This window comes from Paenibacillus albicereus, assembly GCF_012676905.1.
GTDB classification, from domain to species: Bacteria; Bacillota; Bacilli; order Paenibacillales; family Paenibacillaceae; genus Paenibacillus_O; species Paenibacillus_O albicereus.
This window is the reverse complement of record NZ_CP051428.1, coordinates 3,127,734-3,151,750: the sequence shown is the minus strand read 5'-3', so window position 1 is coordinate 3,151,750 and position 24,017 is coordinate 3,127,734. Positions and strand designations below refer to the sequence as shown.

The window sequence follows — 24,017 nt, the reverse complement described above, 5'->3', positions numbered from 1 at the left end:
TGGGAATATGCTCCGATGGTTATAGCAGAAAGACAGTCTGGTGACGACCAGTTTACATATACAGGTGAGGTAACGTTTTAGGCTAGCCGCCTTCCTGACTTCACAGCCGCCCCACGGCGGCATCACACGACAAAAGGAAGGTATTGAAGATGAAAATGAAGTTTAACGATTTCTGGTTGATTAAAAACAACACCGCCGCTAATACGTACATGGACGAGGTTGCCAAGGAGAGCAACTTTACGGGATGTCACAAGGGGTATACTATCCTGCCGCATAAAATCCATCGGTGTTATGGACTCAACGTTTATGAGAAGCTGATTCTCGTTGATATTATCGCCTACATGAGCGACAAGAGTCAGTGCTACCCCACGATGGAGATGATTGCCCGAAATGTCGGATGCAGTTCCAAGACCGTAGAACGTCACATTGAGAGTCTAGCCGAGAAGAAGCTGATTCTGGTCAGTCAGAGCAAGAACAACACGTACTACCTGCCGAACTATCTGCAACTAGAATAAAAAGTGGACACTCTCTAACGGACAGACAATAATGACCGTATGTGGAGGTGTTCTCATGACAGAGGAACGTAGGCGCCAGCATTACAACGAAGAGTTCAAGAAAGAAACCGTAAAGTTCATTCAAGAACAGACCAAGTCGCTGGGAGACATTGCCGAAGAACTGAACATTCCCAAGAGCACGTTGCATCAGTGGCTGGCTCAGTATCGGGAATTCGAGCATGAACCGGTGAACAACGCCGAGCTGATCCGGGAGCTGAAAGCACAGCTCAAAGCGAAGGAACGTCAGATCAGCGAGATGGAAGAAGAGCTGGCCATCGTAAAAAAGGCGGTGCACATCTTCAGCAATCCACGGAAATGAGATTTCAGTTCATAGAGGACTCCCGCTCCGATTTTCCGTTGAAGAAGTTGTGCAAGGTCATGCAAGTGTCGCGGAGCGGATTCTACAAATGGAGCCAGGCGCTTCCCAGCGCCCGGGCACGGCTTAAAGCGGACATCCAAGAACGGATTCGGTTCCACTTTCATGATGCCCAGCGGCGGTATGGAGCCCCGAAGCTCACCGTGCTGCTCCGGCGGGAGGGATACGCCATTTCCGAACGTACCGTCAGTCTCTACATGGCCGAAATGAAGCTTCGCGCTTGCGTTTCTGGCCGTTTCCGGGTGTCGACGACGGATTCGAATCATGACCAGCCGATCTCTCCGAATCTCCTGAACCAGCAGTTCGACGTCGAACAGCCGAACCAAGTATGGGTGGCAGATATCACCTACATTCCTTGTCGGGAAGGGCGATTGTATTTAGCGAGCGTCATGGATTTGTGCACCCGTGAGATTGTCGGCTGGACGCTTGCAGGCCATATGAAAGCTGAGCTTGTTTTGGACGCGCTGGAGAAAGCCTACGCGAGCAAGGGGCCGCCTGCTGGTCTGGTGCACCATTCGGACCGAGGCAGTCAGTACGCCTCGGAAGCCTACCGAAGCCAGCTGGAGCAGTACGGCATGACCGCCAGCATGAGCCGCAGAGGCATCTGCTATGACAATGCGAGCATGGAATCGTTCCACAGCATTCTCAAAAAAGAATTCGTCTATTGCACGCGATTCTTGACCCGAAAGCAAGCCTCGCAAGACATGTACCGCTATATCCAATTCTTTTACAACCGCAAGCGAATCCACGGCTCGCTTGGTTATCTGTCCCCGGTACGATTCGCGGCTGGATTCGACGGGACTGCCTGAACTCCGTCCGTTACAAAGGTGTCCACTTTCTTGACAGAGGTCCAGCATTCTGCATGTTCGTTCCGAAGTAGCCTTTGACATCCCACTATTTATTTCTAAACTGTTTGTGACCCCGCTCTACGTTGCAAAACTCCAATCGCTTGTCATAGAACCTACTATATCCGGCTTCTTGAGTGTTTCTCGTAACAAGAGTTATAAAGTTGTTATCCGCATTTTGAATCCCCTCTTCGTTCTGTTGTAGAATAGACAGGATAAGCCAGTAGGCGAAGAGGAGTGGGGCTGCACCGATGAAATACCATGAACTGACCATCTACACGACCGAGGAAGCGGTCGAGATGATTTCCAATTTCCTGCACGAGCAGGGAGCCGGAGGCGTGTCGATCGAGGAGTCCGGCTCGCTGGAGAGGCGCCGCGACCTGAGCTTCGGCCAGTGGTACGAGCTGCCGCTGAACGACATCCCCGAGGGCTTCGTCGTCATGAAGGGCTACTTCAACGAAGACGAGGACATGGACGCGCATGTGAAGGCGGTCCGTCCCCGCATCGAGGAGCTGCGGACGTACGAGATTGATCCCGGTCCGGCCGACATCTCCGTCGTGACGGTCGACGAGAACGACTGGGCGACCGCCTGGAAGCAGTACTTCAAGCCGATCCGCGTCTCGGAGCGGCTGACGATCAAGCCGACGTGGGAGGACTACGAGGCGACGCCGGAGGAGCTGGTCATCGAGATCGATCCCGGCATGGCGTTCGGCACCGGCACGCATCCGACGACCTCGCTCTGCCTGCGCGCGCTGGAGTCGTCGATCCGCGAGGGCGACGAGGTCATCGACGTCGGCACCGGGTCCGGCATCCTGGCGATCGGAGCGGTAAAGCTCGGCGCGGCCCGCGTGCTCGCGGTCGACCTCGACCCGGTCGCCGTGTCCAGCGCGATTGAAAATGCCCGCCTGAACGGGCTCGAGGACCGCATCCAGGCGCTCCAGAGCGACCTGCTCGGCGTGCTCAAGATCAGCAGCGGCGAGGCGTCCTCCTGGAGCTCCGAGTCCAATCCGATCGAGGCCAAGGTGAGGGCGGAGCTGGCCGCCCGCGCCGTGAGCGAGCCGCTGATCGTCGGCGTGCCGTGCGACCTGATCGTCGCCAACATCCTGGCGGAGATCATCCTGCTGTTCCTCGACGACGTGTACGCGGCGCTGAAGCCCGGCGGCACGTACATCGCGAGCGGCATTTACGAGAACAAGGAAGAGACGGTCGCCGCGGCGCTGCTCGCCTCGGGCTTCGAGATCGTCGACCGCGTCCGCGAGGACAAGTGGATCGCCTTCGTCGCCGCCAAGCCGAAGGGCGAAGGGTAGACGCGGATGGAGGGATTGCAAAGCCTCATCCGCTTCCCGCTGGACGAGCTGCCGTTCATCGCGCTCGTGCTCATCATCGCGTTCACGCTGCATGAATTCGCGCATGCGTATGCCGCCTACAAGTTCGGCGACGATACGGCGTACAAGCAAGGGCGCGTCACGCTCAACCCGGCCGTGCATCTCGACTTCCTCGGCACGTTCCTGATCCTGATCGCCGGCTTCGGCTGGGCGAAGCCGGTGCCGGTCAACCCGCTCAACTTCAAGCGGCCGCGCCTCATGAACATCGTCGTGGCTCTCGTCGGACCGCTCAGCAACCTGCTGCTGATGGCGCTCGGCGCGTTTTTATGGCAGCTTTTCAACTCCACGGATCTGCTGCTCGGCGCTTCGGATCGCGTCGTCGAGGCACTTTCGATCTTCCTGCACTACTTCATCTACCTCAACGGCATGCTGTTCCTGTTCAACCTGCTGCCGCTGCCTCCGCTGGACGGCTACCGCATTTTGTACGAGCTGCTGCCGCGCCGCACGCGCATCCAGCTCGACCAGTACTCGCAGTGGGGGATCTTCATTTTCTTGCTCATTGTCTTCATCCGGCCGCTCAACGAGGCCACGTTGCAGCCGTATCTGGCTCTTGTCGGAGATCTGCATGTCATGTTCCGATCGTTTTTCGAAGCCCTTTTTTAATCCTGATCCCAAATCCGCATGGCAAAAAGGACAAAGCGAGATGGTCTCGCTTTGTCCTTTTTGCCTGCAAAGCAGTAACGCCCGCCGAGTTATCCCGCGACTGCATTGGACCTGAACGGGAGGCAAGCGGTGCCGTAGGCCGTTGCGCTCCATTCCGCTCGGTGAGTTTCCATGACACCGCCGCTTCGTTCCGAACCCGAGCATCGTCCCGATCGCGGGCATCCTCCTGATAGCGGGAATCGTCCCGATCGCGAGCCTCATCCCGATCCCGAGCATCCCACCGTCGAGAGGCGCTCGGTTTTGCGCGCAGCTTCTCCCGTCGAAGTGTAGAGGGCCGCTGATGACGAATCAGATCGTTAGAAGCAGCGAATGGGGCGGCTCAACTATCTAACGACGTGTGAAGAGCTTAGCCATTCGAAATGGCCGAAAAAGCATTCGAAAACACGCGAAAGGCAGTTCTAAGCGTCTGATTCGTCGTTAAGATGTTGGAGACGCGGAAAAAGGGGTTCGAAGCGTCTGAGGAGTCGTTGGCATCGGGCGGGGACGGGATGGATCACGCGAAACAGCAGGAAAGGGCCCTGCTTCGTCAGGTAGGCTTGACGCATCCCCATCCCCGGTACGCCTTCGCCTACGTTCCTTGCCAGGAACTAAAATCCAGCAGCATCTGCTTCCTGCGGAGGTTGCAGACACGCCCTAGCGGGTTGATTGCGCGCTCTAGCAGCTAATGGCATCTCTGTTTCAACTGGACCTCGGTTCCCTTGAGCGTCAACGTGGAAAACCCGCTCGCATATTCCGTGTACCCGCATACGACCGTCTTCATGGATTGGCGGTCGCCGCCGATCCGGTACTCCACGTAGATCGTCCCTTCCCCGGCATGCTCCAGCGCCGGCTTGAACGTCGCTTTGCGACCGCTCCCGAGCTTCCGGGACAAGCGGTCCAGCGAGCTCACGCCCTCGATTCCCGACTCGTTCAGCGAGCGGATATAGATCGCCAGCACGTCGACGCTCTTGCCGGACTGGTTGTGGACGGTCAACCGAAAGGGCCGGAACTCCTTCGAGAGGGAATAAAGCGGGAATCCGACGAGAAACAGGCCGGCGACGGCAGCGAGGATCAGCAAGGCTAGTCCCCGATAGACCCATGACGGGACAGGCGGTTTCCGCCATGCCGTGTTCCCTCCATCCCCAGGCCGGTCTTCATCATGCATGACATCGCCCTCTTTCCATAATTTCGGATTCCTGTCCCGATAGACGGAAGATTCGCATCGAATGTATCGCCATGCGCGGCGCCTGCCGGTCCCTCGCGTGGATTTTCATCCGCAAAAGGTGTATGATGGAGGATGACTTTTACGATACAGGGGTTATGAGATGCAGCGATATTTCGTATCGCCGGAGCAGTTCGGCGATTCCACGGTCGTCCTCCGCGGGGAGGACGCCCATCATATGGTCAAGGTCATGCGCATGAAGGCGGGCGACGAGGCCATCGTCGCCGACGGCGTCTCGCAGGAAGCGCGCGTCGTGCTCACGCAGCTGTCGCCGTCGGAAGTGACCGCCGACATCGCCGAGCGGCTGCCGATGGACCGCGAGCCGCTCTGGCGCGTGACCGTCGCCCAGGGCTTGCCCAAGGGGGACAAGATGGAGCTCGTCATCCAGAAAGGCACCGAGCTCGGCGCGTTCGCCTTCCTGCCTTTCCAATCCGAGCGGATGGTCGTCCAGTACGACGCCCGCAAGGAGGCGAAGCGGCTGGAGCGCTGGGGCAGGATCGCCAAGGAGGCGGCGGAGCAGGCGCATCGCAGCCGGCTGCCCGAGGTGCGGGAGGTGCATGGCTGGAAGCAGCTGCTCGCCGACGTGCCGCGGCATGATCTGGCGCTGTTCTGCTACGAGGCAGAGGGCCATGCGCCAGGCATCCGCACCGGGCTGGGCGACCGCATCCGGCAGGCGCGCGAGAGCGGCGTCCTCAAGGACGGCGAGCCGCAAGCGGTGCTGCTGATCGTCGGGCCAGAGGGCGGCTTCAGCCCCCGCGAAGCGGAGGAGATCCAGGCGGCGGGCGCGCTCGCGGCGGGCCTGGGACGGAGAATATTGCGGGCCGAGACGGCGGGGCTGGCGGGACTGGCCGCGCTCATGTACGAGTCCGGAGAAATGGGAGGAAGAGGAACGTCATGCCATCGGTAGCCCTTCACACCTTAGGCTGCAAAGTCAACTTTTACGATACCGAGGCGATCTGGCAGCTGTTCAAGAACGAAGGCTACGAGCAAGTGGACTTCGACACGGACAAGGCCGACGTCTATCTCATCAATACATGCCATGTCACCAACACGGGCGACAAGAAAAGCCGGCAGGTGATCCGCCGCGCGATCCGGCGCAATCCGGACGCGGTCATCGCCGTAACGGGCTGCTACGCGCAGACGTCGCCGGCGGAGATCCTCGACATCCCGGGTGTCGACCTCGTCATCGGCACGCAGGACCGCGAGCGGATGATGGACTACGTCCGCCAGGTGCAGGCCGAGCGCGTGCCGGTGAACGCCGTCCGCAACATCATGAAGACGCGCGAGTTCGAGGAGCTGGACGTGCCGGACTTCGCCGACCGCACGCGGGCGTTCCTGAAAATCCAGGAGGGCTGCAACAACTTCTGCACGTTCTGCATCATCCCGTGGTCGCGCGGGCTGTCCCGCAGCCGCGATCCGCAGAGCGTCGTCGCGCAGGCGCGCAAGCTCGTCGAGGCCGGCTTCAAGGAGATCGTGCTGACCGGCATCCACACGGGAGGCTACGGCGACGATCTGGACCGCTACAAGCTGTCCGACCTGCTGTGGGATCTGGACAAGGTGGACGGGCTGGAGCGCATCCGCATCAGCTCGATCGAGGCGAGCCAGATCGACGAGGACATGATCGAGGTGCTCAACAAGTCTTCGAAAATGTGCCGCCATCTGCATGTGCCGCTCCAGGCCGGGGACGACACGGTGCTCAAGCGCATGCGCCGCAAGTACACGACCGAGGAATACGCGGCGACGATCCGCCGCCTGCACGAGGCGATGCCGGGCGTGGCCATCACGACCGACGTCATCGTCGGCTTCCCGGGCGAGAGCGAGGAGCAGTTCGAGGCGGGCTACGCGTACATGAAGGAGCTCGGCTTCTCCGAAATGCACGTCTTCCCGTACTCCAAGCGGACCGGCACGCCGGCCGCGCGGATGGAGGAACAAGTGGACGAGGCGGTCAAGAACGAGCGCGTCCACCGGCTGATCGACCTGTCGGAGACGATGCAGCTCGCCTATGCCGAGCAGTACGTCGGCCAGACGCTGGGCGTCATCCCGGAGCGCGAGCACAAGGGCAGCGCGCCGGGCTCGGGCCTCATGATGGGGTACACGGACAACTATATCCAGGTCGTATTCCAGGGCGACGAGTCGATGATCGGCAAGCTGTGCCGCGTCGAGATCACGGAGGCGGGCGTCAACGAGAGCCGCGGACGCCTCGTCGAGGTCGTGCAGGAGCAGCCGGCAAGGCTGGAAAAGGCAGGAGCCTGACAAGCGGCGCCGCGCCGTCAAGATCAGATCGGGGAGGATCGGAAGCGCATGAAGGAAATCTCAGCAGGCGGGGTCGTATACCGGCGGACGCCAGAGCATGGACTGCAGATCCAGCTCATCCAGGATCGGTACGGCAAGGTTTCGCTGCCGAAGGGCAAGATGGAGCCGGGCGAGACGGTGGAGGAGACCGCGCTTCGGGAGATCGCGGAGGAGACCGGCCTGGAGGGCCGGATCGTCGAGCCGATCGACCAGATCAAGTACCAGTACCGGCATGAGGCCAAAGGAGTCGTGGACAAGGAAGTCCACTATTATCTCGTGGAAGCGACCGGCGGCTCGCTGCAGGCGCAGGTCGAGGAGATCCGCGGCGTCGAATGGTTCGCGCCGGAGGAAGCGTGGCGCCGCCAGAAGCAGTCCGGCTACGACAACAACGACCGGATCGTAGCGGGCGCGCTGCGGCTGCTCGGACTGGGCATCAGCGGAACGTAGCGTCAGCGGGGAAGGCCCCGTCCCTGCAGGTCGGGGACGGGGCTTTCGCTTGAAAGAAGGGGAGCGGCGTGTCGCGGCTGAAGCAGCGCTCAGCTGTCCCGTCTCGGGCGGCCGGAGCGGCGGCGCAGCGGCAAGTAGCAGAGCGGCAGCGCGAGCAGCGAGCAGGCGACGTTGAACAGCGTCTGCGCATGCGCGAGCTGCGCGGAAGCGCCGCCGCCGAACCAGGCGGCCGCTGCAGCCAGCTGCGGCGTCAGCGGCAGGAAGAGCGCGGCTCCGCCGACGTTCAGGGCGACGTGGAACCAGGCGACGCCGGCGCCGGCGCGGCTGCCGCCGATGGAGGCGAGCACGGCGGTGAGGCAGGTGCCGACGTTGGCGCCGATGACGATGGCGATGCCGAGCTCGGGCGGCATCGCTCCGGCGGCGGCGAGGCTCATCGCCATGCCGATGACGGCGGCGCTGCTGTGCACGACGGCCGTGAGCGCGGCTCCGGCCAGGAGGCCCCACAGCAGGCTGTCGTCCGAGCGCTCCATGAACCAGGCGTAGAACGGGCTGGCCTGCACGGCGGCTCCGATCGACTTCATGACGGAGATGCCGGCGAGCAGCAGCGCGAAGCCGAAGACGGCAAGCGAGGCGCTGCGCAGCGGCCCGAGCCAGCGCTGGCGGTGGCTGCCGCCGGAGGGGCTCATCTCGCCGAGCGCGGCGGTGAGCAGCCAGCCGGCAAGCGCGGCGAGCAGCAGCGGTCCGGCGAGGCGCTCCAGCTCGAGGCCGATCAGCTCAGTCGTCAGGCAGGTGCCGACGTTCGTGCCGAGCACGATGCCGAGCGTGCGCGGCAGCGTGAGGATGCCGGCGTTCACCATGCCGATGGCGATGACGGTGACGGCCGTGCTGCTCTGCAGCACGGCGCTGATCGCCGCTCCGGAGGCGAGGCCGTGCAGCGGCGTGCGCGTGAAGCGCTCGACGGCGGCCGCGACATAGCGGCCGGCGGAGCGGTGCAGCGCCGCCTCCATCAGCTTCATGCCGAGCATGAAGACGGCGAAGCCGAGCAGCGCGGGGATGAGGATGGAGCTGAGCATGGACAGGACTCCTTTCGCTCTTCTACTTTATGTGGACGGGCGGGGAGGCATGACCGGATCGCCGCGCGCCGCGCGGGCCGGAAGGGAAGAGCAGGACGGGCCGAGCCGGACATCCGGCCGCCCGATCGCGAAAGGGATGGGATCAGGCTTGAGCAGAGCGAAGCTTTATTTATATAAGAAGAAGACGAAGCGTCTGGAGCAAGGGCAGCCGTGGGTGTACGCCGGCGAGATCGAGCGGATGGAAGGGGAGGCTGCGCCCGGCGCGATGGTCGATGTCCTGGCGGCGAACGGGCGCTATCTGGCGTCCGGCTACTGGAATCCGGCCTCGCAGATCCGCGTTCGCGTCGTGTCGCGGCAGCCGGAGCAGGAGCTGGACGAGGCGCTGCTGACCGCCCGCCTCGAGGAGTGCCGCGCGCATCGCGAGCGCTTCGTGTCCGAGCCGGACTGCCGGCTCGTCTACGGCGAGGCGGACTATTTGCCCGGGCTCGTCGTCGACCGCTTCGCGGACGTGCTCGTCGTGCAGATTCTGACGCTCGGCATGGACCAGCGCCGCGAGGAGCTGGTGCGGGCGCTCGTCGCCGTATTCCGGCCCAAGGGCATCTACGAGCGCAGCGACGTCGGCGTGCGCCGACTGGAAGGACTGGAGGAGCGCACGGGCGTGCTGTACGGCGATTGTCCGCGCTATGCGGACATCGTCGAGAACGGCATCGTCATGGAGGTCGATCTGGAGGAAGGCCAGAAGACCGGCTATTTCTACGACCAGCGGGAAAACCGCGCCTCGATCGCGCCGCTCATGAAAGGCTGGGGCGCGCGCAGCGGCATCCGGCTCGAGCGGCGTCCGATCGCGGAGCTTTCGGCAGGCTGGGAGGCTTCCGCGCCTGCAGGCGGGCACGGGGATGGAGAGACCGCGCTCGTGCCGGTCAACAAAAGCGGCAAGCCCGTCACCTACCCGCTCTGGGACGGGGCGACGGTGCTGGAGTGCTTCGCCCATACGGGCAGCTTCACGCTCCATGCCTGCAAATACGGGGCGAAGAAGGTCACCTGCCTCGACGTATCGGAGCATGCCGTCGAGACGGCTCGCCGCAACGTGGAGCGCAACGGCTTCGCGGACCGGGTGGAATTCGTCGTGGACGACGCTTTCCAATACTTGCGCCGCCAGGTGAAGGGCCGGGACGAGCGCAGCGCGCGCGCCGAAGGCGCCAAAGGCGTCGATACGTCCCGCAAGCTGGAGGAGGGCGGCCGCACCTGGGACGTCGTCATCCTCGACCCGCCGGCCTTCGCCAAGACGAAGGGCGCGGTCGAAGGCGCCTGCCGCGGCTACAAGGACATCAACCTGCACGGCATGAAGCTCGTCAACGAAGGCGGCTACCTCGTCACCGCGAGCTGCTCGTACCATATGAGCCCCGAGCTGTTCCTGCAGGCGGTCCAGGACGCCGCGGCCGACGCGGGCAAGTCGCTGCGGCTCGTGGAGTGGCGCGCGGCGGGCAAAGACCATCCGCAGCTGCTCGGCGTGTCGGAGGGCCATTACCTGAAGTTCGCGATCTTTGAAGTGCGCAGCCTGGCCTAGGGCGAGCGGTCAGCCTCCGGGGGCGGCAGAGGAATCCGAAGGCTCGTTCCATGCAAGGAACGTAGGCGAAGGCGTGCAGCGGTACGCCTTCGCGTATGTGACGAAGCGGGGCCGAACAGGCGGCGAATGAAGCCCCTGAGAGGGGCAGCAGGCATGCTCCAGCCGCGATCCAGCCGTCCGGGACCGACCCGGGCGGCTGCTTTCGTTCCGGGCCGCGCGCGCCGCTGGCGGCTTTTGGCTGCAAGGCCGGGCTTGTCACGGCAGGCGCGAAAATGCTACTGTTTAAGAACATATGTTCATGGTCGGCCGGGCGGGACGAGCCTGGCCGGCGGGAAGGGAGAGGCGGAGATGAAGTTCATCCATACGGCCGACTGGCATCTGGGCAAGCTCGTGCAGGGCGTCTACATGACGGACGACCAGCGCTTCGCTCTGGAGCAGCTGTTGGAGGCGGTCGAACGGGAGCGGCCCGACGCCGTCGTCATCGCCGGCGACCTGTACGACCGGGCGGTGCCGCCGACGGAGGCGGTAGAGCTGCTCGACGAGACGCTCTCGCGCCTCGTCATCGGCCTCGACACGCCGGTCATCGCCGTCGCCGGCAACCATGACAGTCCCGACCGGATCCGCTTCGGCAGCCGGCTGATGGCCGGACGCGGGCTCCATCTGGCGGGACGCTACGACCCGGACGCGGAGCCGGTGCGGCTGCGGGACGCGCATGGCGAGGTCCATTTTCACCTGCTGCCGTACTGCGATCCGTCGGCCGTCCGGCTGGCGCTCGGCGACGAGACGATCCGGACGCATGACGACGCGATGCGGGCGGCGGCCGCCCGCTTGGCGGAGCGCCTCGATCCGTCGGCGCGCCATGTGCTCGTCGGGCATGCGTTCGTCACGCCCGGCGGCCGCCCGCAGGACAATACGAGCGACTCGGAGCGGCCGCTGTCGATCGGCGGAGCCGAGCACGTGGACGCGCGGCATTTCGAGCCGTTCCACTATGCGGCGCTCGGCCATCTGCACCAGGCGCACTGGGTCGGACGCGAGAGCGTGCGCTACGCGGGCTCGCCGCTCAAGTATTCCGTCTCGGAGGAGCGCCACCGCAAGGGCTACCTGGTCGTGGAGCTGGACGCGGACGGCGCTGCTTCGACGGAGCAGCGGCTCATCGAGCCGCGCCGCGACATGCGCCGGGTAAGCGGATACATAAGGGACATCGAGGCGGCGGAGACGAGCGACGATTACGTGTTCGTGACGCTGCTGGACGACAATCCGGTGCTGTTCCCGATGGAAAAGGTGCGCGCGTCCTACCCGAACGCGCTGCATGTGGAGCGCCGGCCGGCTGCGCCGCCGGCTGTGGCGGGGGGCGCAGCCGAGGCGGCTGCAGCCGCCGGAGAGCAAGGCGCGCGGCGGGCGAGCGATCCGGCGTCGTTGTTCGAGGGCTTTTACCGGGAGGTGCGCGGCACCGAGCTGAGCGAGAGCAAGAAGCGCCTGTTCCAAGAAGTATGCGGACGGGTGCTCGGCGCAGAGGAGGCGGCGGGATGAGGCCGATCACGCTGAGCATGACGGCCTTCGGGCCTTATCGCGACGAGGAGGCGATCGACTTCGAGCCGCTGCGCGGCAGGGGGCTGTTCGTCATCTCCGGCCAGACCGGCGCCGGCAAGACGACCGTCTTCGACGCGCTCTGCTACGCGCTCTATGGCGCGGCGAGCGGAGAGGACCGCGCGGAGACGCGGCTGCTGCGCAGCCACTTCGCGGGGGACGACCAGCCGACGTCGGTCGAGCTCGTGTTCGAGACCAAGGGACGCCGCTACCGCGTGTTCCGGCAGATGGCCCACCGCCGGGCAGGCAACAAGAGCGAGACCGGCGGCAAGGCGGAGCTGTACGAGCTGTCCGCAGGCGGCGAGGCCCCGGCGGTCGACCGCTTCCATGTCAAGGAGGTGGACGCGCGGCTGGAGGAGCTCGTCGGCCTGACGCGGGACCAGTTCATCCAGATCGTCATGCTGCCGCAGGGCGAGTTCCGCAAGCTGCTCACCTCCGACACGGAGAACAAGGAGGAGATTCTGCGGCGGCTGTTCGGCACGGAGCTGTACCGGCGGCTGGAGGAAAGCTTCGCCGCTCGCGCCCGCGAGCTGCGCGAGGCCGTCAAGGGCGATCGGCAGCGGCTGCTCTATATCGGCGAGCAGGCTAGGGCTGATCTGCCCGCCCGCGAGGAGAGCCGGCTCGCCGCCGTGCTCGCGCAGGAGCATATCGGCGCTGCGCAGCTGCTGGACGGGCTCGGCGAGGAGGAGCGGCATTATGCGGCGGCTTGCCGCGAGCTGCTGGAGGAGCGGGAGCGGGCGCAGGCCGTCTGGGATGCCCAGCGGACGCAGCTCGCCGAGGCGGAGCGAGTGAACGCGCGGCTCGACGAGCGGGACGCCGCGCGCCGCCAGGCGGAGGCGCTGGAGGCGCGCGGCGGCGAGATGAGCGGACTCGCCGAGCGGCTCGAGGCCGCGGAGCGGGCGGAGCGGCTCGCGCCGTACGACGAGCAGGCGCGCCGCGCCGCGGCCGAGACGGCGGCGGTGGAGCGCCGCCGGCGCGAGGCGGAGGAGGCGGCCGCGCAGGCCGCCCGCGAGCTGGAGGCGGCGGGTGCGGCCGCCTCGGCGGAGCAGGAGCGCGAGCCCGAGCGGCAGGCGGCCGGCCGCGAGCAGGAGCGGCTCGCGGGACTGCTGCCGCTCGTGCGCACGCTCGGCGAGCGCCGGGCGGAGCTGGCGCGGCTGCGCGCCGAGGAGCGCCGCGTCGGCGCGGAGCTGGAGCGCGCCGGGGCCGCGCTGGAGGCCGCGCGCGCCGAGCGCCGCGAGCGCCAGGGGCGGCTGGAGCAGCTGGAGCAGGCCGTGGAGCCGCTGCCGCAGCTCGAGCGGCGGCTGGAGCAGCTGCTGCGCCGCCACGAGGCGCTGCGGGCGATGCTCGAGGCGAGCCGCCAGGCGCAGGCGCTGGAGCGCTCCCGCGATGAGCGCGAGCACGCCGCGCTGGCGAGCCGCGAGGCGGCGGACCGGCTGGAGCAGCGCTGGATCGAGGGGCAGGCGGGACGCCTCGCCGAGCATCTGCATGACGGCAAGCCGTGTCCGGTGTGCGGCAGCGAGGCGCATCCGCGCAAGGCTTCGGCCGATGCCGAGCCGGTGCGCCGCGAGGAGCTGCAGGAGGCCAAGGCCACGCTGCTGCATCTCGAGCGCGAGCTCGCCGCCGCGGCGGCGCAGGCCGCGGCCGCGCAGGAGCGCCTCGCCGAGGCCGAAGGGCGGCGCGCGGAGCTTGAGATCGGAGCCGAGCCGCTGGAGCGGCAGCTGGAGCAGACGCTCGAGGAGGGCCGCCGGGTCCGCGGCGAATGCCAGCGGCTGCAGGTGCTGCAGGCGGAGCGCGGGCCGCTGCGCGAAGCGATGGCCGCGCTGGAGCGCCGGCTGGAGACGCTGGAGGCGGAGCGCGAGCGGCTGCAGGCGCTGCTCCAGCCGCTCGCGCTGGACGCGGCGGCGCGGGAAGCCCGCCTGGAGGCGGAGCTGGCGGCGGTGCCGGAGCCGCTGCAGGACGCGGCGGAGCTGGAGCGCCGGCACGAGGCGTCGGCGCGGCTGGCCGCGCAGCTGGCCGCCGCGCTGCGCGCCGCGCAGGAGCGCCATGGGCGCGCCGGCACGGCTGCGGCGGAGACGGCGGCGCGGCTCGCGGGGCTTGCGGAGCAGGCGCGCGAGGCGGAGCTGGCCGCCGCTGCGGCGGCCGAGCGGCTCGCGGCGGAGCTCGCCGCCGGCGGGTTCGCCTCGGCGGACGCGTGGCGCGCGGCGCGCCTGGACGAGGCGCGGCGGGGCGAGGCCCGGCGGGCGCTGGAGGCGTATCGCGCGGAGCTGGCCGCGCAGCGGCGGCTCGCCGAGGAGCTGGAGCGCGAGCTTGCCGGACGGGAGCGCGGCGCGCTCGAGGAGCTGGCGGCGGAGGCGCGCCGGCTCGGCGGCGAGCGGGAGGCGGCCGACGCCCGCTGGCGCGAGGCGGACCGCCGCCGCGGCCAGGCGCAGGCGCTCGGCGCGGCCGCGGCCGAGGCGGCGCGGCGCTGCGCCGCGACGGAGGCCGAGCTCGAGGAGGTCGCCGATCTGCATGAGATGCTCAAAGGCGACAACGCGCTCAAGATTTCGTTCGAGCGCTATATCCTGATCGAGTTCCTCGAGCAGATCCTGCATGCCGCCAACGAGCGGCTGCATGAGCTGTCGAGCGGCCAGTTCGTGCTGGAGCGCAGCGGCCGTCTCGAGGCGCGGGGGCGGCAGAGCGGCCTCGGCCTCGACGTCTACGACAGCTATACGGGGCAGAACCGCGACGTCAAGTCGCTGTCCGGGGGCGAGAAGTTCAACGCCTCGCTGGCGCTCGCGCTCGGCATGACCGACGTCATCCAGTCGAGCCGCGGCGGCGTTTCCATCGAGATGATGTTCATCGACGAGGGCTTCGGCTCGCTCGACGAGGAGTCGCTCGGCCGGGCGATCTCGGCGCTCGCCGACCTGCATGAGGCGGGCCGGCTGATCGGCGTCATTTCCCACGTGCAGGAGCTCAAGGATGCGTTTCCGGCGGTGCTGGAAGTGAGCAAGACCAAGGAAGGGCACAGCAGCACGCGGCTGCTGCTCAAATAACGAAACGATCGGCGCGAGCCGCCGGAGGAAAGGAGAGGTCCAGAATGGCGCTGAGGTTCATCATCGGACGGGCGGGCACGGGCAAGACCCATGCCTGCATGGAGGAGATCCGCCGCGAGCTGTCGGCCGATCCGGCCGGCGCTCCGCTCGTGCTGCTGACCCCGGAGCAGGCGACGTTCCAGACGGAGTACGCGCTGCTCGGCAGCGGCATCCGCTCCAGCCTGAGGGCGCAGGTGCTCAGCTTCCGCCGCCTTGCCCTGCGCGTCATGCAGGAGTCGGGCGGCGCGGCGCTCGTGCCGGTCGGCGAGAACGGCAAGAACATGCTGCTGCACAAAATCGTCCATCGCCTCTCGCCGCAGCTCCGCCTGTTCCAGGCCGGCAGCGGGCAGCAGGGCTTCATCGCCAAGATGGGCGAGCTGCTGACCGAGTGGAAGCGCTACGGCATCGACGCGGCTGCCGTGCGCGGCAGCCTGGGCGGCGAAACCGGCCCAGACCCGGCCCATTCCATTGCCGGCTCCCGCGCCCCCGGCCCGCTGCTGGAGCGCAAGCTCCATGACCTGTCGCTGATCTATGCCGAGCTGGAGCGGGAGCTGGCCGGGCATTACATGGACGACGAGGACCATCTGACGCTGCTTGCGGACGGCTACGCCGACTGCCGCTCGATGCGCGGGGCCCGGTACTGGCTCGACGGCTTCAACGGCTTCACGGCCCGCGAGCTGGCCGCCGTCGGCTCGCTGCTGCGCCATGCGGAGTCGGTCACTGTGACGCTCTGCCTGGACCGCCTTTACGAAGCCGGGGAACGCCCGCATGAGCTCGACCTGTTCCACCCCGCCGCCGACGCGTGCATCCGATTGACGCAGCTGGCCGCCGAGCTCGGCGCAGCGGTCGAATCCCCGCTCGTCCTGCCGCCCGGCGATGCGCCCCGCTACCGCCCGGGAGGGATGCTGGAGCATCTGAACCGGCACTTCGGGGGGCGCGTCCAGCTGCGGACGGCCGCAGGGCCGTCTGGCTCTGGCTCCGACCGGCTGGCGGAGAATGCCGCCGAGATCGTCCTCCGCCCGTCCGCCTCGCGGCGGGCCGAGGTCGAAGCGGCGGCCCGCGACATGGTCCGCCAGGTGCGCGAGCGCGGCATGCGCTGGCGCGAGCTGGCCGTCGTCGTGCGGCAGACGGCGGACTACAGCGACATGATCCAGCAGGTGTTCACGGACTACGGCATCCCGTTCTTCCTCGACGGGCGCCGCGACGTGCTCCATCATCCGCTCGTCGAGTTCATCCGCTCGGCGCTGGAGACGGTGCTGTACGGCTGGAAGCACGAGGCGGTGTTCCGCTGCGTCAAGACGGAGCTGCTGTTCCCGGCCGACGGCCGGCTGGACCGCGAGCGGTTCGACCGGCTGGAGAACTACGTGCTGGCGGCGGGCATCGAGGGCCGAGGCTGGAAAAGCCTCAAGCGCTGGCAGCCGCTGCGCACCGGCAGCGTCGAGGACGAGCCGGGCGAGGCCGGCGCCCGCCAGCGCGAGGAGTTTGAGGACGTGCTGCGCTCCCGCAGCGAGCTGATGCGCCCGCTCACGCGCTTCGAGCGCGCGATGGCCAAGGCGGAGACGGTGCGGCAGCGCTGCGAGGCTCTGTTCGACCTGCTCGACCGGTCGGGGACGGCCGACCGGCTGGAGCGGCGAGCGGAGCAGGAGCTGGCCGCCGGACGGCCGGGCGCGGCGCGCGTCCACCGCCAGGTATGGGACGGCGTGCTCGGCTTGCTCGACCAGCTCGTGGAGCTGGCGGGCGAGGAGCCGATCCCGGCCGACCTGTTCGCCGGCATGGTGGAGACCGGCCTGGAGTCGATGAAGCTGTCGGCCGTGCCGCCGTCGCTCGACCAGGTCGTCGTCGGCGCGATGGACCGCGTCCGCAACGGGCGCGTGCGCGCGGCCTACGTCCTGGGCGCGTCCGACGGCGTGCTGCCGATGCGCATCCAGGAGGACGGCCTGCTCACCGAGCGGGAGCGGGAGCAGCTCGGGGATGCGGGGCTGGAGATGGCCCCCGGCGTGCGCCGCCGCCTGCTCGACGAGCGCTTCCACATCTACCGCGCTTTTCTTGCTCCGTCCGAGCGGCTATGGGTGAGCTGGCCGCTTGCCGACGAGGAGGGCAAGGGGCTGCATCCGTCCGAGTACATCCGCCACCTGCAGACGCTGTTCCCCGGCCTGGCGGCGCGTGCAGCTGCCGCAGCGCCGGACGCCGCCTCGGCGGCCGAGCGGCAGCTCGACTATCTGGAGCTGCCGCAGCGCGCCTTGTCCTATCTCGTGCCGAGGCTGCGCGAATGGCTGGACGGAGGCAAGCTCGATCCGCTCTGGCAGGACGTGTACAACTGGTTCGCGGTCCGGCCGGACTGGCAGGGCCGCCTGACCGCGATGACGGGCGCGCTCGGCTACGACAACCAGGTCGTCCGCCTCGGCCGCGGCTTGGCCGACCGGCTCTACGGAGGGCAGCTGACGACGAGCGTGTCGCGGATGGAGCGCTTCGTCTCCTGTCCGTTCCAGCATTTCGCCGCGCACGGCCTGAAGCTCAAGGAGCGACGTCTCTACCGGCTGGGCGCGCCGGACATGGGCCAGCTGTTCCATGCGGCGCTCACCAAGGTCGCGACGGAGCTCGGCGAGGGCTGGGGCCGCGCCGGCGAGGCGCGCATCCGCGAGACCGCGTCCCTAGCGGTCGAAGAGCTCGTGCCGAGGTTGCAGTCCGAGATTTTGCTGAGCAGCAGCCGCTATCGCTACATCGCCGGCAAGCTCAAGGCGGTCGTCTCGCGCGCGGCGATCGTGCTCGGCGAGCATGCGCGCCGCGCGGACTTCCGCCCGATCGGGCTGGAGGTCCAGTTCGGGCCGGGCGGAGAGCTGCCGCCGCTCGACGTCGAGTTCCCCGACGGCAGCGGCTCCGTGACCTTGATCGGACGCATCGACCGCGTCGACGCCGCCCGTTCGGACAAGGGGCTGCTGCTGCGCGTGCTGGACTACAAGTCGAGCGCGACGCAGCTCCGCCTCGAGGAGGTGGCGAGCGGCCTGTCGCTGCAGATGCTGGCCTATCTCGACGTGCTGCTGACCCATGCCGAGAGCTGGCTCGGGGAGCGGGCGCATCCGGCCGGCGTGCTTTACTTCCACGTCCAGAACCCGGTGCTGAGCGTGCCGGCGGGCATGGAGGCGGAGGAGGCGGCCGCGATGCTGCTGAAGCGGTTCAAGATGCGCGGGCTGCTCCTCGACGACGCCGATACCGTCCGCATGATGGATGCGGGCCTCGAGGGACGGTCGGATCTGCTGCCGGCCGGGTTCCGCAAGGACGGCGGCTTCCTGTCCGACTCCTCGGTGGCGAGCGGCCGGCAATGGGAGCTGCTCCGGCGCTCGGTCCGCCGCACGATCGGCGGCATCGGGCAGTCGGTCAAGGACGGCGAGATCGCCATCCGCCCCTACCGGCTCGGGGCCAAGACGCCTTGCCAGTTCTGCGCGTACAAGCCGGTTTGCCAGTTCGATCCGCTCAACGAGGGCAACGCGTACCTGAAGCTGCCTGCGCCGGGCAAGGAAGAGTTCTGGACCTCGCTGGAGGAGCTTGCCGAAGCGCAGGCCGAGCCTGCCGCCTCGAGCGAGCATCCGCCGCGGCTCATGCCTGCGGGGCCGGAAGAAGCGCCGGGCAGGGCGAGGAATCAAGGAACCGGCAACGCAGCCGGCAAGGAGAGGAGGAACGAGGATGAGCGCAGACCATGACGAACCGATCGGCGGGACAAAGGAAGGATCGATGCCTGCGGCGGTGAACGCATCGGTCGCATCGGCGCCCAAGCCCGCAGGCTCCCGCTGGACGGACGACCAGTGGGCGGCCGTATCGGCCCGCGGAGGGGACGTGCTCGTCGCCGCCGCGGCCGGCTCCGGCAAGACGGCCGTGCTCGTCGAGCGGATCATCCGCATGATCTCCGAGGATGCCGACGTCGACCAGCTGCTCGTGGCGACGTTCACCAAGGCCGCGGCCGCCGAGATGAAGGAGCGGATCCGGGCCGCGCTGGAAGCGGCGCTCGAGCGCGAGCCGGATTCCGAGCATCTGCGCCGTCAGCTCGCGCTGCTCGGACGGGCGTCGATCACGACGCTGCACTCGTTCTGCCTCGACGTCATCCGCCGCTATTATCCGATGATCGGGCTCGATCCGGGCTTCCGCGTCGCGAACGAGACCGAGGGCGAGCTGCTGCGGCTGGAAGTGCTGGACGAGCTGTTCGAGGAGCGCTATGCGGCTTCGGACAAGGACGGCGGCCGCTTCCTGGAGCTGGCCGACCGCTACGGCGGGGAAAAGAGCGACGAGCCGCTGTACCGGCTCGTCCAGGAGCTGCATGGATTTTCCCGCTCGCAGCCGTGGCCGGACGATTGGCTGCGCGGCATGGCGGCCGCCTTCCGCGTGCAGGAGCCGTCCGAGCTCGAGGCGACGCCGTGGCTGTCGGCTCTCGCCGCCGATCTGCGTCTCAGCCTCGACGGAGCCTCCGCTGCCCTGTCCGAGGCGCTGGAGCTTGCCGGGGCGCCGGGAGGGCCGGCGGCCTATGCGGACACGCTCCGGGACGATCTCCTCCTCGTCTCGTCCGTCCGGGAGTCGGTGCTGACCCGTCCTTGGGACGAGTGGCGGGACGCCTGGCAGCTGGCCGGTTCGTTCGGCAGGCTGAAGGCCGCTCGCGCGTCCGACGAAGCCGACCCGCTCCTGCAGGAGCGGGCCAAGGAGCTGCGCGCCGAGGCCAAGGGCATCGTGGAGGAGCTGGGCAAGGAGCTGTTCAGCCGTCCCGCCGCCGACTACGTCCGCGAGCTGCGCGAGCTCGCTCCGCTGCTCGAGACGCTGGCGGAACTCGTCGTCGAGTTCGACCGGCGCTACCGGGTCGCCAAGCGCCGCAAAGGACTGCTCGACTTCGGCGACCTCGAGCACGATTGCCTGGCGATCCTGCGCGGAGAAGGCTCCTCGCCGGAGCGTGCCGTCCCGTCGGCGGCAGCCTTGGATTACCGCAGGCAGTTCCGCGAGGTGCTGCTGGACGAATACCAGGATACCAATCGCGTGCAGGAAGCGATCGTCGAGCTGCTGACGGGCACTCCCGCGGATCCGCCGGAGCAGAAAGGCGGACGGCGCTTCATGGTCGGCGACGTCAAGCAGAGCATCTACCGCTTCCGCCTGGCGGAGCCGGACCTGTTCTTGGCCAAATACCGCCGCTTCGGCCGCGGAGATGCGGACGAAGGGCGCCGCATCGATCTGGCCCGCAATTTCCGCAGCCGCTCCGAGGTGGTGGACGGCGTGAACGCCGTCTTCCGCGCGCTGATGCGGGAGTCGGTCGCCGAGATGGACTACGACCGTTCCGCCGAGCTCGTGCTCGGCGCTTCCTACCCCGAGCCGGAGCCGCGGGATGCGTTCGCGGTCGAGCTCGCGCTGATCGACCGCGAGCGCGGAGCGGCGGCCTCGGAGGCTCACGCCGCAGGCGAAGGCGCGGACGGCGCCGAGGCCGGCCAGCGGGAGGAGGCGGCCGACCTGCAGACGGCTCAGCTGGAGGCGCGCTACATCGCCCGCCGCCTGCTGGACCTTCATGCCGAGGGATATGGGGTGCATGACGGGCGCGGCGGCACCCGGCCGATGGCGTGGCGGGACGTCGTCATCCTGCTGCGAGCGACCAAGTCGTGGGCGCCCGTGCTCATGGAAGAGCTGCAGGCAGCCGGCATCCCGGCCTATGCCGAGCTCGGCAGCGGCTACTTCGACGCCGTCGAGGTCGATGTCATGCTGTCGGCGCTGCGCGTCGCGGACAATCCGTTTCAAGACATTCCGCTCGCCGGCATCCTCCGCTCGCCGATGTTCGGGCTGACGGCCGAAGAGCTGGCGCTCATCCGCATCGTCGGCGGCCCGGGGCCGTATTACGAAGCGGTCGTCCGTACGGCCGACCATCTGCTCGCGCCGCAGGAGCTGCGGGCCAAGCTGTCGGCCTTTCTCGGCTCGCTCGACGAATGGCGGGATGCGGCGCGCCAGGGCAGCCTGGCGGATTTGATCTGGCGGATCTACAGCGAGACGGGTTACTATGATTGGGCAGGCGGATTGCCGGCCGGAGCGCAGCGCCAGGCCAACCTGCGCGCGCTGCACGAGCGGGCCCGGCAATTCGAGGCCGGCACCGCGCGCGGGCTGTTCCGCTTCCTGCGCTTCATGGACCGGATGCGCGAGAACGGCGGCGACCTCGGTACGGCGGGAGCGCTCGGCGAGGGCGAGGACGTCGTGCGCATCATGAGCATCCACAAGAGCAAGGGGCTGGAGTTCCCGGTCGTCTTCGTGGCGGGCCTCGGCAAGAAATTCAACCAGCAGGACGTCAGCTCTCCATTCCTGCTCCACAAGGATCTCGGCTTCGGCCCGAAGTTCGTCGATCCCGAGCTGCGGCTCAGCTATCCGACGCTGCCTTGCCTGGCGATCCGCCGCCGGATGCGGATGGAGATGCAGGCGGAGGAGCTGAGGGTGCTCTACGTCGCGCTGACGCGGCCGAAGGAAAAGCTCGTTCTTGTCGGCACGGTCGACGACGCCGTCCGCCAAGTCGAGCGCTGGAACTCCTCCGTCGGCGCGGACGGCGGCTTGTCGGATTACCGGATCGCCGCCGCCCGCCGCTTTCTCGACTGGCTCGGCCCGCTCGCCGGATTCGCCTCGATTTCGGGCGAGCTGCAGCAAGCCTCGCATGCGGCTCTATCCGCGCCTGCGGGGCAGTCCGAGGAGACAGCGAAGCCGGGTCCGTCTGCCGACCCGGCGCCCGCTGCCTTCCCTGATGCGGCCGCGCGTCGCGAAGCCTCCTTCTCCAGCTGGAAAACGGGCATCCTGCCCTACTACGTCCTGGGCGGCCAAGCTGCCGCCGGGGCGGAGCCGGCTGCTGCGCCCGACCGGACGGCGGAGCGGCAAGCCGCGCTGCATGCGGTGCCGCTCCAGCCGGGAGGGTGGGAACGCGAGGTGGAGAGGAGGCTGTCCTGGCGCTATCCCCATGCCGAGGCGTCCCGTGTCGCGGCCAAAACATCCGTCACCGAGCTCAAGCGCCTTCGCGGCGATGCCGCCAGGGGCGAGGATGCGGTGCCGATGGACAGCGGACCGTTCGTCGAGCCTGGAGGAAGCCTGACGGCCCGCAGCGGTTCAGCCGGCGCGCCTTCCGGCGCTGTACCCGCCGCTGCGCCCCCGCCATCCGCTTCGCTAGGCGAAGAGGCCGCGCTGCGCTTGCGGCGGCCGAAGTTCATGGAGCAGCGCGGCATGACGGCTGCCGACAAAGGCACCGCCGTGCATGCGCTGCTGCAGCATGTGCCGTTGGACGCACCGCTGCCGGAACGCGCGGTCGAGGATACGCTGGCGCGGCTCGTGCTCAAGCGCATCCTGACGGAGGAGCAGGCCGAGTCCGCCGACGTCGAGGCGGCGAAGGCCTTTTTCGCCGGACCGCTGGGCAAGCGGCTGCTTGCCGCGGACCGCGTCTGGCGAGAGCTCCCGTTCAGCTGCCTGATGCCGGCGCGGGAGGCGTTCCCGGACGCCGGCCTGGAGGCGGCCGGAGAGCCGGTGCTCCTGCAAGGCGTCATCGACTGCCTGTTCGAGGAGGCCGGCCGGCTCGTGCTGTGCGATTTCAAGAGCGACCGGGTGCCCTCCGGCCAATTCGAGCGGGCGGCGTCCAGGCATCGCTTCCAGCTGGGGCTGTACCGCCGGGCCGTCGAGCAGGCGCTCGGCCGCCGGGTCGCCGAAGTTCAGGTCTATTTTCTCCGGGGCGGCCAAGCGGTCCGTCTCGAACTCGATTAAGAAAGGAACGATCGTGTGAAGCAAGAGCCGCAACCGAAACGCAGCATGACGACAGCCGTACTCTTCATCCTGCTGACCATGAGCTTGGTCGGCAACGTTTTTCTGTTCGCGCATTACCTGCAGGAAAAGCAGCAGGAAAGGGTGGCTCAGGGAGAGCAGGCTTTCACTCTCTGGAAGGAGACGCAGGCAGGGCTGGAAAAGGCCAGTCAGGCCTTCGGCAAGCTCCGGGAAGAAGAGGCGGCGCAAGAGAAGCTTCGGCTTTCCGTTTTGTACGGACTAAGCGAGGACGGGCAGGGGGAGGCGCTGAGCGATATTCCGCTCCCGGAGCTCTTCGAGGCCGCCCGCAGCCATTCGGCGGATTGGCCGGACACCGCAGGCAGCAGCGCCGAAGACTTCAACCAGCAGGTCAGAAGGACGGCTCTTGAAGGCTCGGAGGAAGAGCTGCAGAGGCTTTCCGGCGTGCTCGCCGAGCTGAAGCAGCTCGCGGATTCGGTCGACACGTCGATCGCCTCGCGCGAGCGCTATCTGACCCTTCTCGCCGACAAGAACTGGCCGGAGGCCGCGCGCCGGATGGCGGACATCGTGGACGGATTCAAAACGGGCGATTAACCATTCGCCCATGGGCTGCATAGGATAGGGCAGAACGAACGTTGAGGAGATGGTAACCCACGATGGAACCGACAAACCCGACAGCTGTTTCTCCTGCCCCGATGCCGGCCAAGACGCCTACATCCCCGATGCCGATGAAGGCTCCGACCGCCGTCATGCCGGTCGCGCCGCCCGAGCCGGTCATGCCGGTCATGCCGGCTGCTCCGTCGCACACGACGATCAAGAACACGGTCGTCGTCGTCATGGAAAAGCCGGAAATGAAGCATTTCTGCGACAACCACAAGCATCGCTACGTGCTCGCCCATACGAAGGACGGCTGGTGCGTCGACGGCTTCATCGAGCACTATGACGACGAGTACGTCTGTATCGCCGTTCCTTGCGGCATGAACGAGATCGATCCCCGCGCCTTTGTCGGCGGTCCTGGCTTCGGCCCGGGCTTCGGTCCTGGCTTCGGTCCTTATCCGCCTCTCTATCCGTACCCGTACTATCCGCGCCGCCGCTTCGCCCGCGCCGTGTTCCCGCTGGCCGCGCTGGCCGGCTTGACGCTGCTGCCGTTCCTCTAAGAGCCTGATCCGAGGGGATTTCCGACGGCGCGGATGCCGCT

Annotated in this window: 17 protein-coding genes; 15 read left to right on the top strand and 2 right to left on the bottom strand. The window is 67.3% G+C overall.

What is annotated here, in order from left to right:
- The first annotated feature begins 149 nt into the window (after window positions 1-149).
- The 5 genes from HGI30_RS14045 (at window position 150) to HGI30_RS14025 (ending at window position 3,763) form a co-directional block, all read left to right on the top strand.
- Window positions 150-515 carry a helix-turn-helix domain-containing protein gene (locus HGI30_RS14045; RefSeq protein ID WP_168908129.1) on the top strand — a complete coding sequence of 122 codons (366 nt, stop codon included), beginning with the start codon at window positions 150-152 and terminating at the stop codon, window positions 513-515.
- Between the two features lie 55 nt (window positions 516-570).
- On the top strand, window positions 571-873 hold the full coding sequence (locus HGI30_RS14040; RefSeq protein WP_168908128.1) for a transposase: 303 nt from the start codon (window positions 571-573) through the stop codon (window positions 871-873).
- The gene (locus tag HGI30_RS14035) at window positions 870-1,739 is read left to right on the top strand and encodes an IS3 family transposase (RefSeq protein ID WP_168908127.1); all 870 of its coding nucleotides are present in this window, start codon (window positions 870-872) and stop codon (window positions 1,737-1,739) included. The genes HGI30_RS14040 and HGI30_RS14035 overlap by 4 nt, the downstream gene beginning before the upstream one ends.
- Before the next feature lie 287 nt (window positions 1,740-2,026).
- Window positions 2,027-3,082, top strand: a complete 1,056-nt coding sequence (prmA, locus tag HGI30_RS14030; protein ID WP_168908126.1) for a 50S ribosomal protein L11 methyltransferase — start codon at window positions 2,027-2,029, stop codon at window positions 3,080-3,082.
- 6 nt (window positions 3,083-3,088) lie between these two features.
- Window positions 3,089-3,763, top strand: a complete 675-nt coding sequence (locus tag HGI30_RS14025) for a site-2 protease family protein (protein ID WP_168908125.1) — start codon at window positions 3,089-3,091, stop codon at window positions 3,761-3,763.
- A gap of 721 nt (window positions 3,764-4,484) precedes the next feature.
- Here the strand turns inward: HGI30_RS14025 and HGI30_RS14020 are convergent.
- Window positions 4,485-4,880: a hypothetical protein gene (locus HGI30_RS14020; protein ID WP_168908124.1), complete on the bottom strand. Its 396-nt coding sequence runs from the start codon at window positions 4,878-4,880 to the stop codon at window positions 4,485-4,487.
- A 247-nt stretch (window positions 4,881-5,127) separates the two neighbouring features.
- Between HGI30_RS14020 and HGI30_RS14015 the strand changes: the two genes are divergently transcribed.
- Genes HGI30_RS14015 through HGI30_RS14005 form a run of 3 tightly spaced genes read left to right on the top strand, consistent with a single transcriptional unit; the run spans window position 5,128 to window position 7,763 of the window.
- Window positions 5,128-5,931: a 16S rRNA (uracil(1498)-N(3))-methyltransferase gene (locus HGI30_RS14015; RefSeq protein ID WP_168908123.1), complete on the top strand. Its 804-nt coding sequence runs from the start codon at window positions 5,128-5,130 to the stop codon at window positions 5,929-5,931.
- Complete coding sequence (gene mtaB, locus HGI30_RS14010) at window positions 5,919-7,277, top strand: tRNA (N(6)-L-threonylcarbamoyladenosine(37)-C(2))-methylthiotransferase MtaB (protein WP_168908122.1); 1,359 nt, start codon at window positions 5,919-5,921, stop codon at window positions 7,275-7,277. The genes HGI30_RS14015 and mtaB overlap by 13 nt, the downstream gene beginning before the upstream one ends.
- A 48-nt stretch (window positions 7,278-7,325) precedes the next feature.
- Complete coding sequence (locus HGI30_RS14005) at window positions 7,326-7,763, top strand: NUDIX hydrolase (protein ID WP_168908121.1); 438 nt, start codon at window positions 7,326-7,328, stop codon at window positions 7,761-7,763.
- Between the two features lie 89 nt (window positions 7,764-7,852).
- Here the strand turns inward: HGI30_RS14005 and HGI30_RS14000 are convergent, their stop codons facing one another.
- Entirely contained in the window at window positions 7,853-8,836 is a 984-nt protein-coding gene (locus tag HGI30_RS14000) for a Na/Pi cotransporter family protein (RefSeq protein ID WP_168908120.1), read from the bottom strand.
- Window positions 8,837-8,984: 148 nt separating this feature from the next.
- Here HGI30_RS14000 and HGI30_RS13995 point away from each other — a divergent pair, with 148 nt between their 5' ends.
- From HGI30_RS13995 to HGI30_RS23255, 7 genes are all read left to right on the top strand, one after another.
- Entirely contained in the window at window positions 8,985-10,403 is a 1,419-nt protein-coding gene (locus HGI30_RS13995; protein ID WP_407944989.1) for a class I SAM-dependent rRNA methyltransferase, read from the top strand.
- A gap of 348 nt (window positions 10,404-10,751) precedes the next feature.
- Window positions 10,752-11,933: an exonuclease SbcCD subunit D gene (locus tag HGI30_RS13990; RefSeq protein ID WP_168908119.1), complete on the top strand. Its 1,182-nt coding sequence runs from the start codon at window positions 10,752-10,754 to the stop codon at window positions 11,931-11,933.
- On the top strand, window positions 11,930-15,022 hold the full coding sequence (locus HGI30_RS13985; protein ID WP_168908118.1) for an AAA family ATPase: 3,093 nt from the start codon (window positions 11,930-11,932) through the stop codon (window positions 15,020-15,022). The genes HGI30_RS13990 and HGI30_RS13985 overlap by 4 nt, the downstream gene beginning before the upstream one ends.
- Before the next feature lie 44 nt (window positions 15,023-15,066).
- The gene (gene addB / locus HGI30_RS13980; RefSeq protein ID WP_168908117.1) at window positions 15,067-18,759 is read left to right on the top strand and encodes a helicase-exonuclease AddAB subunit AddB; all 3,693 of its coding nucleotides are present in this window, start codon (window positions 15,067-15,069) and stop codon (window positions 18,757-18,759) included.
- The gene (addA, locus tag HGI30_RS13975) at window positions 18,743-22,804 is read left to right on the top strand and encodes a helicase-exonuclease AddAB subunit AddA (RefSeq protein ID WP_235680131.1); all 4,062 of its coding nucleotides are present in this window, start codon (window positions 18,743-18,745) and stop codon (window positions 22,802-22,804) included. Before addB ends, addA begins: the two co-directional genes overlap by 17 nt.
- A 15-nt stretch (window positions 22,805-22,819) precedes the next feature.
- Entirely contained in the window at window positions 22,820-23,413 is a 594-nt protein-coding gene (locus tag HGI30_RS13970) for a hypothetical protein (protein ID WP_168908116.1), read from the top strand.
- Window positions 23,414-23,475: 62 nt separating this feature from the next.
- Window positions 23,476-23,976 (top strand): hypothetical protein, encoded by a 501-nt coding sequence (locus tag HGI30_RS23255; protein ID WP_235680130.1) that lies wholly within the window; start codon window positions 23,476-23,478, stop codon window positions 23,974-23,976.
- Window positions 23,977-24,017: the final 41 nt, after the last annotated feature.

Bases quoted from the DNA above. Each gene is read 5' to 3' on its own strand.
- HGI30_RS14045 (WP_168908129.1), top strand. From the start codon at position 150: ATGAAAATGAAGTTTAACGATTTCTGGTTGATTAAAAACAACACCGCC.
- HGI30_RS14040 (WP_168908128.1), top strand. From the start codon at position 571: ATGACAGAGGAACGTAGGCGCCAGCATTACAACGAAGAGTTCAAGAAA.
- HGI30_RS14035 (WP_168908127.1), top strand. From the start codon at position 870: ATGAGATTTCAGTTCATAGAGGACTCCCGCTCCGATTTTCCGTTGAAG.
- prmA (WP_168908126.1), top strand. From the start codon at position 2,027: ATGAAATACCATGAACTGACCATCTACACGACCGAGGAAGCGGTCGAG.
- HGI30_RS14025 (WP_168908125.1), top strand. From the start codon at position 3,089: ATGGAGGGATTGCAAAGCCTCATCCGCTTCCCGCTGGACGAGCTGCCG.
- HGI30_RS14015 (WP_168908123.1), top strand. From the start codon at position 5,128: ATGCAGCGATATTTCGTATCGCCGGAGCAGTTCGGCGATTCCACGGTC.
- mtaB (WP_168908122.1), top strand. From the start codon at position 5,919: ATGCCATCGGTAGCCCTTCACACCTTAGGCTGCAAAGTCAACTTTTAC.
- HGI30_RS14005 (WP_168908121.1), top strand. From the start codon at position 7,326: ATGAAGGAAATCTCAGCAGGCGGGGTCGTATACCGGCGGACGCCAGAG.
- HGI30_RS14000 (WP_168908120.1), bottom strand. From the start codon at position 8,836: ATGCTCAGCTCCATCCTCATCCCCGCGCTGCTCGGCTTCGCCGTCTTC.
- HGI30_RS13990 (WP_168908119.1), top strand. From the start codon at position 10,752: ATGAAGTTCATCCATACGGCCGACTGGCATCTGGGCAAGCTCGTGCAG.
- HGI30_RS13985 (WP_168908118.1), top strand. From the start codon at position 11,930: ATGAGGCCGATCACGCTGAGCATGACGGCCTTCGGGCCTTATCGCGAC.
- addB (WP_168908117.1), top strand. From the start codon at position 15,067: ATGGCGCTGAGGTTCATCATCGGACGGGCGGGCACGGGCAAGACCCAT.
- addA (WP_235680131.1), top strand. From the start codon at position 18,743: ATGAGCGCAGACCATGACGAACCGATCGGCGGGACAAAGGAAGGATCG.
- HGI30_RS23255 (WP_235680130.1), top strand. From the start codon at position 23,476: ATGGAACCGACAAACCCGACAGCTGTTTCTCCTGCCCCGATGCCGGCC.